The sequence below is a fragment of the Bacteroides timonensis genome, assembly GCF_000513195.1.
In the GTDB taxonomy this organism is placed as follows: domain Bacteria; phylum Bacteroidota; class Bacteroidia; order Bacteroidales; family Bacteroidaceae; genus Bacteroides; species Bacteroides timonensis.
This window is the reverse complement of the sequence record NZ_CBVI010000064.1, coordinates 34,439-48,691: the sequence shown is the minus strand read 5'-3', so window position 1 is coordinate 48,691 and position 14,253 is coordinate 34,439. Positions and strand designations below refer to the sequence as shown.

The window sequence follows — 14,253 nt, the reverse complement described above, 5'->3', positions numbered from 1 at the left end:
TGGCAGTTTTCCTGGAATCGAATGTATCTTTAGAATAAATATCGCCGAAGTGAAGAACTCCCCCGAAGGCCGTCCGTAAAGGACGGGACATCCGGGGGAGTTCTTTTGTATCGGTTCCTGTAGGAGGAAGGCTACCGCTTTAGATTTTGGCTATTTCGTCGGCGGAAAGGCCGGTACACTCTGATATATCATCCATAGGGAAGCCTTTGGCTTTCATCTTTCGGGCAACGTCTATTTTCTCTTGTTTTATTCCTTTTTTCATTCCTTCTTTCATTCCTTCTTTCAATCCTTTTTCCATTCCTTCTTCCAATCCACTGCGTTTCGCACCGTTGAACAGCGTCTTTTCCACACTGATGATGTCCCAGAACTTCTCATACCCCAACAACTGCGCTTCGGTGAATGCAGACTCCTCCAATGCTGTGACTGCTTTCTTCACTTCGGGATTCTCCATCAGTTCCTCAGGCACTTCACGAGTCTGTTCATTAATCTCTGTCAGATACCGAAGCCATAGCACCTGCATTTTCTTCTCACTATAAGTATGTGGATTGAACTTAGGCAACTCCACGAATATCAGGTGCAGGCCGTCTATCACCTTTTCGGTATGTTCGGCATGTACCAGGCGGTAGTAGTGGTAGAACCCTTCCAATGACGGCTCGAAGACCTCGTTCACCAGATTGAGCGAATACACAGGCTGCAGCAGTTCATATTGCTCTCCCGTGCCTATCTGCCGCACATACGCCTTGGAAGCGTTGAACAGCACCCGTTGCCTGAATTCCGGCGACCATATCATCTGCATCTCCACGATGAACTGCCTGCCCGCCTTGTCGCGGCAGCGCACATCGACGATGCTGTTCTTCCGCAGCGGATTGTCCGGCACCATCTCGGCGGGAAGGTATTCTATATCGGTAATCTCCTGCCCGGCATCGAGCGGAAGCAAAGCGTTCAGCAGGCTCATCACCAGGTCGGGATGCTCGCCGAACACACGCTTGAATGTCAGGTCAGCTTTGGGATTTAAGTATCTCATAATCTTGTTGTTTTAGAGTTCCGTATGCAAAGATACGTTTTATCCGGTACTTCGCAAAGAATGGGACATGAATATCTGCAAAGACTCCGGAGACACGCCATGTCCACACGCTCCGGCAGAATATCCGTCCGTATGGTGGAATTGTCCCTCATCGGAGAAGCCGTCATGGAATGGGGCGAGGACAACGGACTCCAATATCACACAAAAAGGATGGAGATAGATAGCCTGCTGTGCGACGGGTTGTTTAGTAATATATTCTAAATTGAAATTGAAATATGATTAATGGTTTGCTTATTTGATAGATATTTGTTTCCTTTGCACATATAATATCAATCATATGGGAAACTGGAGTGAACAACAAGAGGAAAAGAAAGCAATAAAGGAAAATGACAAGACCAGGCGTGAGAAACTTGCCGGGTATTTCTTTGATATATCCAAATTGATATTTGCAGCCCTTGTTTTAGGTAGCATTACTCCTTTATTTACCAATATTTCCAATGAGATTAATTGGGTTACCATCATTTCCGGTATTTTTTCAACTTATATGTTTGCTAATTTTGCTAATCGGATTTTAAAATAAAAAAGATATGGATACATTGACTGCTATATTTTTAATTACGAGTGTTGTGGGAGTTGCATTGGTCTGTTGGTCTCATACCAAATCAGGCAAAAAATGGCTTGCTAATCTCTGACACAATAAACTGTCGCAGCGGATGTTCTTCATCCTTTGCCAACGCAATATATCTTCCATACAGAGGGGCATACGTGTAGGGAAAGAGGCAAAAACGAATGATATGAAAGCCTTGATGCAAAAACATTTGCAAAAGACTCGGCAGAGAATAAGAATTGCCTAATGACTGCACGCTTTAGAATAAGTATCGCTGAAACAAAGAACTCCTCCGGAGGCTGTCCGCAAAGGGCGGGGCACCTGGAGGAGTTCTTTTGTATCGGTTCCTGTAGGGGAAAGGCTACCGCTTTAGATTTTGGCTATTTCGTCAGCGAAAAGGCCGGTATACTTGGAAATGTGTCGGTCGGCAATCCTTCCGACTTCATCTTTCGGGCAACTTCTATTTCCTTTTGTTTCATTCCTTTTTGCATTCTCTGTTTCTGCGCTTCTTCCAATGCGGCGATGGCTTTCTTCACTTCGGGATTCTCCTGCAAGTCGGCAGGCACTTCGCACGCTTGCTCTTTGATTTCGGTTAGATAACGGAGCCACAGCACCTGCATCTTCCTTTTGTTATAAGCCTGCGGATTGAACTTGGGCAACTCCACGAATATCAGGTGCAGGCCGTTTGGCACCGATTTGATAAACACAAGCTTCTGAATCGTGGAGCGACACACTACACTCAAATTCCGGCGACCATATCATCTGCATCTCCACGATGAACTGCCTGCCCGGCATCGAGCGGAAGCAAAGCGTTCAGCAGGCTCATCACCAGGTCGGGATGCTCGCCGAACACATGCTTGAATGTCAGGTCCGCTTTGGGATTTAAGTATCTCATAATCTTGTTGTTTTAGAGTTCCGTATGCAAAGATACGTTTTATCCGGTACTTCGCAAAGGATGCAACATTTATTTGCTCTATCCCGCTTCACTCTATCCCCGTCTTCCCGAATCCGTAAAATTGGTCTTTTCTTCGGTAATCCGTCTATCGCCCGCCCGCAAAAAGCGTTGTACTTTTGTATCGGAAAAAAACACTGATATATGAAACGATTCTTACTTATCCCGTTCATGCTGCTGGCGATGGTGTCGCTGGCGGCATGTGGAGGCTCGGACGACAATCTGCTCCCTCCCGAAGAACCCGAAGTGCCGGTTGAGCCCACTCCCGGCGAAGACCCCGAACAGCCTGCGCCCGGCGGTGGAAGCAATGGCATCGAAACGTTGAGTGTGGCCGGTGATATGGCAGTGAAATTTGAAAAACCATAGTCGTATGAGAAAGTATCTTTTAATCTTTTTATTAGTTTTGATTACATCATTCCAATTATCAGCCCAAACGGAGCCATCTGCCCCGGCAGACGGTATGTTGGTCCGTATTTCTGAAATCGAAGTGCATCCGCAGTATTTAAAGGAGTATTTGGAATATGCCTATACCGTGGGAGCGACGTCAGTCAAGGAGGAATCGGGAGTCATTTGTATCTATCCCATGCAGATGAAGCGTGACTCTACTCAAATCCGCATCCTCGAAATCTATGCTTCGCCGGAAGCCTATCGGCATCACGTCAAGACGGCGCATTTCCAAAAGTACAAGACGGGTACGTTGCACATGGTGAAGCACCTCGACCTGGTGGATATGTACGCCCTCGATCCGGCAAGTATGCCGCGGATATTCCTGAAAATGAAAACAGAAAAATAAGTATAATATGAACTATCTATCAGATTTATTTGTGCGAAGACGGGCTTATAAAGTTATCTCTCTTTCATTTGCCCTGGTGTTGGCATTACTTGTCGCTTGTGGCAGTGATGAGCCATCCAATGATAGCGGCCAAACGCCACCTGCCGAAGGAATCGTCCCTTCTGATTCCGCCACTTCGGTTGTTTATATGACCACCGACATCTCTTCCGAGGGACTCATGGCCATCTATGAAAGGCTGGGAAGAAAACCTTCCGCAGGACAAAAGGTGGGAGTGAAAATCAGTACGGGAGAGGGAACCAATTCCAACTATCTGCGGCCGGCTTTCATAAGACCTCTTGTGGATGCCGTCAATGGAGACATCATAGAATGTAACACAGCCTATGGCGGCAGCCGCTCCAGTACAGCCTTGCACTATCAAGTGGCGCGCGACCGCGGATACACCGAGATTGCCACCGTGGTCATCATGGACGAGAACGGCAGTATGGATATTCCCGTCAGAAGCGGGTCTCACCTGGTAAACAGAAATAACCGTGTCGGCGCTCATTTTGCCGACTATCAATTCCACGTGGTACTTTCTCACTTCAAGGGGCACGCCATGGCAGGCTACGGAGGCGCTTTGAAGAACATGTCCATCGGCTATGCTTCTTCACAAGGCAAGAGTAATATCCACAGTGGCGGCACAAGCTGGTCCGGCTTTTCGGGCAGTCAGAATGCCTTTCTTGAATCCATGGCCGAAGCTGCGAAGTCCATTGTAGACTACGCCGGAAGCGAGAATTTCATTTACATCAACGTGATGAACCGATTGTCTGTGGATTGCGACTGCGATGCCCATCCGTCAGAACCGACAATGGCCGATATAGGCATCCTTGCCTCCCTCGATCCGGTGGCATTGGATAAAGCCTGCCTTGATTTGGTGGATAATGCTTCGGATGGCGCCGATTTAAGAAACCGGATAAGCAGCAGGAACGGGAAATTGTGTCCTACCCATGCCGCGGAATTGGGACTTGGCAAGCTGGAATATCAATTGGTAAGCATAGATTAGGATGTTTGAGATTGTAAGGAGAGAGGGGATTTATCTTTGGTATTACTTCGATATCCAGTTTAACCAAATCGTCTGGTATTGGGTGATAGGCATTCTCATCGGCTCGGCTATTTCGGTCTTCGGGAAGGCAAGGATACACTCCCTTATGGATGCAGTCAGCCGCAAGAATCTTGGCATTTGGGGCTTGGTTCCGGCTGCCGTCATAGGCATCCTGTCGCCTCTGTGTATGTACGGCACCATACCTATAGCCGCTTCTTTCTCCGGAAAAGGCGTAAGGGAAGACTGGCTTGCCGCATTCATGATGAGTTCCATCCTTCTCAATCCCCAGCTCATCATGTACAGTGCCGCATTGGGGCATACCATACTGGTTATTCGCATTGCAAGCTGTTTCCTGTGCGGCATCTTGGCAGGGCTTCTGGTGCATTGGTTCTTCAAGCGGAAATCCTTCTTCAATTTTGAAGGGTTTCAAGAGCCGGCAAGCAGAGACATACACCCTAATCCATTCATCCGGTTCGCGAAGAATGTATGGCGGAACATGAAAGCCACGGGGTTATATTTTCTAATCGGCATCGTGCTGGCTGCGATTTTCCAACGTTATGTGCCTGCCGATTCGTTTGCAACCCTGTTTGGTGGCGGGAACAGGGGATTCGGCCTTCTAATGGCGGCAACCGTTGGCGTTCCTCTCTATATGTGTGGAGGGGGTACGATACCGCTTCTTGCGGCCTGGCTGGAGCACGGCATGAGTTTGGGGTCGGCAACGGCATTCATGATTACAGGCCCTGCAACCAAAATCACCAACCTCGGTGCTGTCAAGATTGTGCTTGGCATGCGGCATTTCATTATCTATCTGATATTCGTCATGCTATTTGCCTTAGTAAACGGATTTCTTGTAAATGTGTTCTTTTAAACAAACTATAAACAGTAATCATCTTTAAAAACAAAATGAATATGGAAGCAACAACATTGAAACTTCAAACATTGGATTACAGTAACCTTAAAACTTATTGGGGCGCATCGCTTTTTATTGTAGGCAATCTACTACTTCCTCAACTTTGTCACCTTGTACCTGACGGCGGAAAAATTCTATTGCCCATCTATTTCTTCACGCTTGTAGGAGCCTATAAATATGGTTGGAAAACAGGATTGCTGATAGCCATTCTCTCCCCGCTAATCAATTCCCTGTTGTTCGGTATGCCGCCTGTAGCCGCACTGCCTGTTATACTTACGAAGTCCGTATTGTTATCCGTGGCTGCGGGATTGGCGGCTTACAAATTCAAGAAAATATCGATTCCTGTCTTTATAGGCATCGTGCTGTCTTATCAGATTGTAGGTTGTGCTGTAGAGTGGGGGCTGACCGGTAGCTTTATTGAAGGCGTGCAGGATTTTCGTCTTGCATTACCCGGCATGTTGATACAGGTTGTTGGAGGATATTTTGCGGTTAAGGTGCTCTCAAAAGTATAAAGACAGATGTCGAAATCATTTAATTTCCCAAATATACAATCAAATGAAAAAAAACTTATTAGCAATAGTGTGTCTTTCTTTTGTCGGCATCGTTCCGATGGTGGGGCAGACCGGAAAGACACCGGAAAAAGAAAAAACAATGGATAGAATTGAACTTTGCAAACAGAACTTCGCCGCGCTCTTTGGCGGAGAAGCATTGAATGGAAAGGGTTCGGACCCCGAGATGATGGAGATTCTTCAGAAATATATCTTTGGAGAGATCTTCCGCACCGGCAGTCTGGATACGAAGACACGCGAGTTGATTACCTGTGTCGTGTTGGCAACCATGCAACAGTTGCCGCAACTGAAGGCGCACTCGGCGGCGGCTCTCAATGTGGGTGTCACCCCGATAGAGCTTCGCGAGGCAATCTATCAGTGTGCCTCCAATATCGGCTTCCCGAAAACACTCAATGCGTTGGGCGCAATCAACGCTGTGTTTGAAGAGGAGAATATCCCGTTGCCTTTGGAGAGCCAAAGCACGGTGACCGAGGAAAACCGCTACGAGAAGGGCTATGCCATTCAGGAACCGCGATACGGAGACCGCATAAAGGAGATGCTGAAAGGACTTCCCGGAGGGATGGAAGAAACAGTGGCGCGCTATCTCACGGAAGTTCATTTCGGGGATTTCCAGACACGTAAAGGGTTGGATTTGAAGACACGCGAACTCCTGACCTTCTGTGTCATCACCACGATGGAGATGGAACCTCAAATGCGTTCGCATCTGACGGGAAACCTGAAGGCCGGGAACAGTATGGAGGATGTGACGGCGGCGGTGATACAATGTATGCCCTATATCGGATTCCCGAAAGCGTTCAAGGCGCTGAAAGTAATCAGGGACGTGGCGACGGAAACCGTTGCCAAGGAACCCTTGTTCGGCTTGGGAGAACCAAGCGACCAATTTACCGGTGCTGCCTGGACTCGGCAGCTTTCAAGCATGAAAGAATCCGATAGCAGGGTATATAATGTGACGTTCGCTCCCGGTTCCCGGAACAATTGGCATTCCCATAAATACGGGCAGGTCTTGTTGTGTACAAATGGTACGGGATATTATCAGGAAAAGGGTAAGGCTGCCCGACGGTTGCAGCCCGGTGATGTCGTGGAGATTCCGGCAGGGATTGTTCATTGGCATGGCGCGGCGCCCGACAGCCAATTCTCCCATGTTGGTTTTACGTCAAAAGCCTCTCTGAATACTTACCAGGATTGCGGGGCGGTAACTGATGAAGAGTATAAATCTGCCGTAACCAAATAATCGCGATGAGAAAATTTATATCCGGAGCATTGACTCTCGCGTTCCTGTTCGGAATGCTTTCAGCCTGCTCAAACGGCGGTAGTAATGATAATCAAATGAATAAAAATATGAAGAAGAATATCGGCAGCGTGTTGGCGCTTTATCCAACTCCGACGGTGGTAGTCGGTACGGTGATAGACGGAAAAGTGAATTGGATGCTGGCAGGGCATGTGGGCATCATGTGTCACGACCACATTATGGTGAGCCTCTTTCAGAAGCATTACACCAACAAGGGAATCAAGGAGAACATGAAGTTCTCGGTAAATATCGTAGACGAAGCGTTGCTTCCCAATGCCGACTATGTGGGCACGGTGAGCGGTGCAAAGACAGACAAGAGCAAAGTCTTCGACTATTTCATGGGCGACGGCGGCACGCCGGTCATCAAAGACGCCCCGGTGGTGATGGAGTGCAAGGTGGAAGACAACTATGTGCTGAACAACTTCGACAACTTCATCTGCTCCATCATCGACACGTATGCCGACGAGGATGTGCTGAACGAGGCGGGAAAGATTGATTATGACGAGCTGAAGCCCGTCCTCTTCGAGATGCCCACCTACACTTATCTGCGCACCGGCGAACGGATAGGGAAGTGCAAGACTATCGGCAAAAGAGGCGAATAATATAAAGAGAACTGTCACCATGGAGCGACGAAAATTCATAAAAAAATCTCTTCTCTCCGTTGCCGGTATCGTCGGGAGCATGTGGGGCGTGGACGCTTTAGCCGAATCCATGTTCAGCGATCATCAGGAAGAGAACATCAAACATCAGACAGAAAAAATGAAAATTGTAGTTTTGACAGGTAGTCCGCGCCGGAATGGGAATACGGCGTTCCTTGCGGACCGGTTTATCAAGGGCGCGACGGAGAGCGGACACGATGTGTTCCGGTTCGACTGCGCATCCCACAAGATTGAAGGGTGCTTAGGCTGCAATGCCTGCGGAATGAATGGCGCATGTGTGCTGAAAGACGATTTCGGGTTGGTACGTCAGCACATTGTTGATGCGGATATGGTGGTGTTCGTAACGCCGATGTATTATTTCGGATTTTCCGCACAACTGAAGAAGGTGGTAGACCGCTTTTATGCCATCAATGGAAAAATTAAAGGCGACAGCAAGAAAGCGGCTTTTATTATGGCGTATGCCAACAGCTCGCCCAAAGACGCGCAGCCGATGATAGTTCATTATCAAACGCTGGTTGATTATATGGGCTGGAAAGACGCGGGGCAGGTAATCGCTCCGGGAATGTGGACGGCCGGTGAGGTGAAGAACACGTCTTTTGCCGACAAGGCTTATCAATTGGGAAAAAAATTATAGTATATAGTTTAATAAAGCGGAATCATGAAAAAGAAAATATCACTTATAGTCATTCTGGCAGCGTTGCTTGCCGGTTGCGCCAGCCGTCAGGCGGCTATCTTTCCCTTGGAGGAACATGCCCCTTCGGCCAACAACACCGGAGAGGTAAGGATCTCCATGCTGAAAAATTCGGGCGAGACAATGATTGTCCACTTCCTGTTTGAAAAGGGAAGCCGCAACTTCTGGCACTATCACCCCGACGCCGAGCAAACTTTACTTGTACTCGATGGCGAGGGCTTCTATCAGGAGGAGGGAACGGAGAAAAGAGTTATCCGCAAGGGCGACGTCATTGTCACTCCTCCCAACGTGCGCCACTGGAACGGGGCCGCCCCCGACAAAAGAATCTATTGCATGACGGTCACCGAACATGCCGTGAAAGACCATGTGGTGCAGCTGCGCGGGGTGACGGACGAGGAATATAACCAGTAAATCGGGATGGCCTTGTCATGACAATGATTATTTCCATGGAAATGGTCCTATGCCGGGTGGTGGAACTGCTTTAGTAGAAAGGGGGAGGATTAGAAATGGGAGAAAGATAAATGTAAAAGAACTAAAAGATTTTATTTTTTCTCTCAAATATTTCATTCAATTTATTCTCGAATATAGCATATCTATAATAAATACTCTTTTTACGGATGTAGAAGGGGAGATGAGATAGAGTTGATATCAAGTTGAGGAAGACACCGTGAAATTCGATACGAACCTCATTTGTTTGTTTATGACTGTTATATATTCTTAGCCAGATTTTCCGGATACGCTGCCATGCTATATTTTTGCCAACGTTTTTTAATATATGAATATATGGCAACGATAAAAGCGAAATTGAATGTATGTAGAGTAACCAAAAGCGGGAAGTATCCGTTGGTTATTCAGTTTATCCACATGGGACAGCGCAGGATGCTGCGTACCGGACTGAAAATCGAACCTGAGTATTTTGACATGAAGCAGGAGTGTATGGTGTATCATCCTGGCTCGCCTTATCGCCGTGACAAGATAAGAGAAATGAATCGCCATTTGCAATCAATCCGGGATACTATTAATAACAGGATTGCCGCGCTTGGAACATCGCTCTATACGGCGGATGATATTGCAATATGGTTCAGGCATTGCAACAGTCGTAATTATCTGTTTCTTTATATGGAGCAGATGATAGAGGAGAAGAAGAACTCTAGAAAGTTCGGAATAGCACGCGCTTACCAATCGACGCTGAACTCTCTAAGGACTTTTTGTTGTTCGGAAGAAATCTCTTTTAAGGATGTCAATTCCCAGTTTGTACGTACTTATGAGCTGTACTTGCAGCAACGGAATGTTTCACAAAATACAATAGCCTACTATATGCGTAATTTTAAGACTGCATATCATAGGGCTGCGTCAGATGGCATCTTTAAGCTTCCGCAACAAGGCTCTCCATTCCAGAATACCAAGGTGTCTCCCGGTAAGACGATTAAACGTGCCTTGACCTCGGAACAGATTCGGGCTATTGTGGATCTGGACCTACATGCGCATCCGGATTTAGGGTTTGCAAGAGATATGTTTATGGCAAGTTTCTATTTACGTGGAATTCCTTTTGTGGATCTGGCACACTTGATGCGTAAAAATATTGTTAATGGAACCATCTATTATCATCGGAAGAAGACTGGGGCGTTGGTTTCGGTAGAGATTATTCTACCATTGCAAGGATTGATGGACAAGTATATTGTGGACGAAAACCCGTATTTATTTCCTGATTTGATGTCATGCAATGACTTGAATGAAGAAGAATCGGATGAAGAAATATTGTATAAAGCTTATCGCAGGTCTTTGTTTTATTATAACCGTCGCCTGAAGAAGATCGGCAAGTTGGCAGGTCTGGATATAACCCTGACTGGTTATGTGGCGCGCCATACCTGGGCAACGCTAGCTAAAAATAAGGGGGCATCTACTGCTGTGATAAGTGAAGGTTTGGGACATTCGTCCGAACGTATCACCCAGGTGTATCTGAAGAGTTTCGATGATCAGGTAATTAATCGTCTGAATCTGATTGTATCGGAGCTTTAACCAGTCTAAATTGTACGGCTTTTTCATTTGAATTTTTATTTAGTGATACGTTAGTGAAGCTTACCGATAGCTCCCTTATTATCCCAGCCGTACCCTTTTGCTTATCTGATATTTTTTTCCTTCTGTTCTTCCGAACGGCAATCAGTGCCAACACCATCCTTCGAATTGTGTCGAGGTTCCTAGCCGCCCGTTCAACCTTACGCTTTATGCTGTCCTGCCGGAGATTGCGTAAGCATTCGGTCTTGTGTGTGTGTTCGTCTTCTTTTACCTTTTATCTTTGCCTCTTCATTTAAATAATCAGTTATGTGTTCAGTTTTAGTATTCAATAATGAAAGTGACAAGTTACGTAGTCTTTTTTCCGAGTCGAATCACTTTGATTCCCTTCTTTTCATATTCGTACCGGGAGTGAGTATCATTTGGAATCCCGTCACCTGAATACAGGTTTGTACCGTCTGCACCGTGAAGAAGTCTCTGCCGGTTTCCTTCCCATCCCATGGAACCGCCTGAATGAGCTTCTGACCTTACACAAGCCTTCCAGAAAACAGGCGCGGTTTGATCCGTAGATAACATGTGGGATTACTTGTCAAATAACATTTATCAATCCCCGGTGTCAGTAAACCGTCCACCCGGCAGGGCTACACCTTTTCCCCCGGATGGCTACACCTTTTGGAGGCGATGGCTACACCATCCGCAGGGAAAGGTGTAGCCCTGGAAAGTAGTACCACAGCTATCTCCTGAGCGGATGCAGAGCTGTTCTACTATATTCCGCCCGACATCCTCATGTAACATTTTCATACTTCCGAAGAAAAAGTCCTATAGCCGCTTCCGCATCGCTGCGCACGAATGTAAGGATTTTTGCTACGACAACAAGCGATGGACAATATTTCTTAAATGAAAAAGCCGTGTTTAGCCAGTCTAAATTGTGTATAATTGGAAACATTCTTAAAGCTAATTGAAAAACAATTCTTAACTTTGCAACCAGATACATATTCAGTCTAGTCGATGCTCCATCTTACTTTCTATTGCATATAGAGCAACACAGAACCCCTCACACATTTTCTTCCAGTAAAGAAGTCATCAGTTTTTTGATGATATTCTTCACACGGCTCATGCATATGGGACAAAAAATGGAAAAAGGTACTATACGAAAATAGAAAAAATATTCTTTTTTGTTTTTTTTGCGTAGTAAAGGGATTTTTGCTGTTTTACTTCACTAAGAATATGAGACTAACAGCTGCTTTGGTAGGACCGAAATAGTGTTTATTGCCGGAATTCATTTTCTCTCCACAATGGTTACATCTGAACTTGTCGTATTTTAAATATGCATATCCGACACCTATTTCGGCTTCCAATTCCCATCGTTTTCCGAGAATCCAGTGATAACCGTAACTAATGCCGCCTCCGGCGAGCCATCCTTCGTAACGGTATTTTTTAGCAGGGGCGATTCCTCCCCAGTTGTATTGGGCATAATGCGTATGAATTCCCCAAAATCTGCCATTGAAGCTGGCGCAGTTCCAGAAACGAAGTTCGGGTTGAATGAGCCAATGCTTCATTTTCCGGTTATCGGGGTATGTCCAGTAATTATAATTTCCGGATACGTCAAGCGTCAAGGACTTTCCCAATCTAAACTCTACGCCCCAATTAAGCGTTGCCGTGGCATCGTACAACAGGTTTGTCTTAATCGCAAATTTCGGCACGGGTATTTCTCTCGAAGGCAATGGCAGTAGGGCTAAAGGCAATTGGGGCGGCATTGCGGTATGCGTCAATGGAATGCCGTTTATCTGGGAGAGGGGCATATGGAGTTTTGCCGTATCTTTGGGAGGTTCCGGCGGCTGTTTTTTTACGACGGGTTTTGTCACAGCTTTGGGAAGCTCCTGCCAATATATATAATAGTATCGCTGATTGACGTGTTTGAAAGCAAGGTTTGTCCCTTCCAATACTTTATTCAACACCTCGTTGAGGTCGCCTTTGATATTTATATTGGGGGGATAAATCTGATTCGTAAGATTCGGGCTAAAAGAAATACGTGTTTTATGCATGACCGACAATTCATTGAGTACGGCTGTCAAGGAGCGCCTGGACTGGCCTGTTTGTGCTTCTATCGGGCACAAGCATAGCAACATAGCTGTCAGAAATGATAGGGCAAACTTATTCATAGCCTTAACGATTCAAGATCAATTGATTATTTTTTTCTACATATTTCAGATTACATGCCCCGAACACGACTTCCAATGCTTCGTTCTTGTTATGCGTCGACACTAACCCGGAGAATAACAATCCGTCGCATAATTCGACATTAACGATTTGTACTCCGTATATTTCTTCGAGCGTCCGAACGATATTGACCAAAGGTTCGTCCGTGTAATCCAGATATTCCGGAGATTCTTTTTTGATTTCGGATTGTTGCATGCCGGCATCGTCACAATCCACTTGTTCTCCAGGGTGCAACGTCACTTTGTCTGACGGTGTTTCCACACGTACAGCCCCTTCGAAACATGCAACATGCAGGTTGTTTTCTTTCTGGGATACAAAAAACCGGGTTCCCAATACAGTGATTGTACCTGCCGGGGTGACCACCATGAAGTTCTTGCCTTTGGTTACATCAAATGTGGCATTTCCGTTTAAGTTCAACTGGCGGTTGAACCACCATTGAATTTTATTATAACGGATGGATGAGTTTGCATCCAGCTCCACGCTTGAGCCGTCCGGCAGTTGGATTGCAAGCAATTCATGGTCGCTTTTGAAGCTTACGCCTGAGTTTAACCCAGAGACCACGCAAATGAGAATGGCAACCGAAGCGGCAATTGAATAGCATATGCGACGCAGTGACTGCCTATGTGCCTTAACCTGTCTTTTCCGGCATATTTCTTCCCATGTCTCAGCTTTCAGATGAAATGTTTCATCCTTTAACGAGACACGTTTTAAAAGATCAATCATATTTTTCTCTTCCATAGTTTCCTTTATACAATATGTTCAACAAATAGGCAAGCTATTGCCAGCAAGAATACTTTTGTCAGCAGTTCGTTCTTTCTCAAACGGGCGATTGCAGTACACGCTACGTTCTTAACAGTCTGATGACTAATCTCCAGTACGGCTGCTGTTTCATCAACACTCAAATTCTTATAATACCTGAGGTAGATCACTTCACGCTGTTGTGGACTGAGTGCATCCAAGGCTGCCTGAAGTGCTTCCAGTTGCTCTTCTCTCAAACCGGTGTCTTCCATTGTCGCCGCCATGTCTATGGACAGGTTGAAAATGTATTTCTTATCTACCTGTTCCGACTCCATGCTTAGAAAAATGGATTCTTGCCGCTGTACCTTATACAACAAGTGTTTCATTGATGACACTAGATAACCGGCAAGATTTTCAGGTATAACCATACTTTTATGTTTATCAAACAGATAAATGAAAACGGATTGTATACATTCCCGGACTACCTGCGGATCGTCAACAATCTTCATTCCATACCCATATAACATATCAGCGTACTGTTTATATATATCGCTAAAAACAGCTTCTTCTCCATTTCTGAATCGTTTCTGAAACTCTTCATTCATATATTTGGGACATTAATATTGTTTGCGTACCATATTTAAAACTACAATGCTGCATTTTCTATTAACTATTAACAAAATTACGTTAGTGTTTAAATCTTGTTGC

At 45.8% G+C, this 14,253-nt stretch carries 18 protein-coding genes and 1 pseudogene; 12 read left to right on the top strand and 7 right to left on the bottom strand.

Features of this window, described 5'->3' with window-relative positions; genetic code table 11:
• Window positions 1-139: 139 nt before the first annotated feature.
• Window positions 140-1,024, bottom strand: a complete 885-nt coding sequence (locus BN161_RS13015) for an Rpn family recombination-promoting nuclease/putative transposase (RefSeq protein ID WP_044266841.1) — start codon at window positions 1,022-1,024, stop codon at window positions 140-142.
• A gap of 24 nt (window positions 1,025-1,048) precedes the next feature.
• Between BN161_RS13015 and BN161_RS29450 the strand changes: the two genes are divergently transcribed.
• Both BN161_RS29450 and BN161_RS13010 read left to right on the top strand, forming a co-directional pair.
• Window positions 1,049-1,285, top strand: coding sequence for a hypothetical protein (locus BN161_RS29450; protein ID WP_125910821.1), 237 nt, complete (start codon window positions 1,049-1,051; stop codon window positions 1,283-1,285).
• A gap of 34 nt (window positions 1,286-1,319) precedes the next feature.
• Window positions 1,320-1,604, top strand: coding sequence for a hypothetical protein (locus BN161_RS13010; protein ID WP_244436493.1), 285 nt, complete (start codon window positions 1,320-1,322; stop codon window positions 1,602-1,604).
• Between the two features lie 530 nt (window positions 1,605-2,134).
• On the opposite strand, the pseudogene BN161_RS31140 reads toward BN161_RS13010, so the two are convergent.
• Window positions 2,135-2,526: pseudogene (locus BN161_RS31140) on the bottom strand (Rpn family recombination-promoting nuclease/putative transposase); the annotation flags it as partial.
• 201 nt (window positions 2,527-2,727) lie between these two features.
• Here BN161_RS31140 and BN161_RS13000 point away from each other — a divergent pair.
• The 10 genes from BN161_RS13000 (at window position 2,728) to BN161_RS12950 (ending at window position 10,593) form a co-directional block, all read left to right on the top strand.
• Window positions 2,728-2,949 (top strand): hypothetical protein, encoded by a 222-nt coding sequence (locus BN161_RS13000; protein WP_044266839.1) that lies wholly within the window; start codon window positions 2,728-2,730, stop codon window positions 2,947-2,949.
• Between the two features lie 4 nt (window positions 2,950-2,953).
• On the top strand, window positions 2,954-3,376 hold the full coding sequence (locus tag BN161_RS12995) for a putative quinol monooxygenase (RefSeq protein ID WP_044266836.1): 423 nt from the start codon (window positions 2,954-2,956) through the stop codon (window positions 3,374-3,376).
• Window positions 3,377-3,383: 7 nt separating this feature from the next.
• On the top strand, window positions 3,384-4,418 hold the full coding sequence (locus BN161_RS12990; protein ID WP_044266831.1) for a DUF362 domain-containing protein: 1,035 nt from the start codon (window positions 3,384-3,386) through the stop codon (window positions 4,416-4,418).
• 1 nt (window position 4,419) lies between these two features.
• Window positions 4,420-5,325, top strand: a complete 906-nt coding sequence (locus tag BN161_RS12985; RefSeq protein WP_044266829.1) for a permease — start codon at window positions 4,420-4,422, stop codon at window positions 5,323-5,325.
• Between the two features lie 41 nt (window positions 5,326-5,366).
• Entirely contained in the window at window positions 5,367-5,879 is a 513-nt protein-coding gene (locus BN161_RS12980; RefSeq protein WP_044266871.1) for a hypothetical protein, read from the top strand.
• A 43-nt stretch (window positions 5,880-5,922) separates the two neighbouring features.
• Window positions 5,923-7,167: a carboxymuconolactone decarboxylase family protein gene (locus BN161_RS29180; RefSeq protein ID WP_081743702.1), complete on the top strand. Its 1,245-nt coding sequence runs from the start codon at window positions 5,923-5,925 to the stop codon at window positions 7,165-7,167.
• 5 nt (window positions 7,168-7,172) lie between these two features.
• Window positions 7,173-7,826 (top strand): flavin reductase family protein, encoded by a 654-nt coding sequence (locus tag BN161_RS12970; protein ID WP_044266825.1) that lies wholly within the window; start codon window positions 7,173-7,175, stop codon window positions 7,824-7,826.
• Window positions 7,827-7,983: 157 nt separating this feature from the next.
• The gene (locus tag BN161_RS12965; protein WP_052356276.1) at window positions 7,984-8,517 is read left to right on the top strand and encodes a flavodoxin family protein; all 534 of its coding nucleotides are present in this window, start codon (window positions 7,984-7,986) and stop codon (window positions 8,515-8,517) included.
• 24 nt (window positions 8,518-8,541) lie between these two features.
• Complete coding sequence (locus BN161_RS12960; RefSeq protein WP_044266821.1) at window positions 8,542-8,985, top strand: cupin domain-containing protein; 444 nt, start codon at window positions 8,542-8,544, stop codon at window positions 8,983-8,985.
• 372 nt (window positions 8,986-9,357) lie between these two features.
• Window positions 9,358-10,593 carry a site-specific integrase gene (locus BN161_RS12950; protein WP_167332535.1) on the top strand — a complete coding sequence of 412 codons (1,236 nt, stop codon included), beginning with the start codon at window positions 9,358-9,360 and terminating at the stop codon, window positions 10,591-10,593.
• A gap of 342 nt (window positions 10,594-10,935) precedes the next feature.
• On the opposite strand, the gene BN161_RS29620 is transcribed toward BN161_RS12950, so the two are convergent.
• From BN161_RS29620 to BN161_RS12930, 5 genes are all read right to left on the bottom strand, one after another.
• A complete protein-coding gene (locus tag BN161_RS29620) occupies window positions 10,936-11,163 on the bottom strand; it encodes a hypothetical protein (protein ID WP_141651794.1) in 228 nt (75 codons plus the stop codon).
• A gap of 87 nt (window positions 11,164-11,250) precedes the next feature.
• Complete coding sequence (locus BN161_RS29850) at window positions 11,251-11,388, bottom strand: hypothetical protein (protein WP_167332534.1); 138 nt, start codon at window positions 11,386-11,388, stop codon at window positions 11,251-11,253.
• A gap of 410 nt (window positions 11,389-11,798) precedes the next feature.
• Window positions 11,799-12,749, bottom strand: a complete 951-nt coding sequence (locus BN161_RS30535; RefSeq protein ID WP_244436492.1) for a DUF3575 domain-containing protein — start codon at window positions 12,747-12,749, stop codon at window positions 11,799-11,801.
• 4 nt (window positions 12,750-12,753) lie between these two features.
• Entirely contained in the window at window positions 12,754-13,545 is a 792-nt protein-coding gene (locus tag BN161_RS12935) for a FecR family protein (protein ID WP_052356274.1), read from the bottom strand.
• Between the two features lie 8 nt (window positions 13,546-13,553).
• Window positions 13,554-14,150 carry an RNA polymerase sigma factor gene (locus BN161_RS12930; protein ID WP_044266813.1) on the bottom strand — a complete coding sequence of 199 codons (597 nt, stop codon included), beginning with the start codon at window positions 14,148-14,150 and terminating at the stop codon, window positions 13,554-13,556.
• Between the last annotated feature and the right edge of the window lie 103 nt (window positions 14,151-14,253).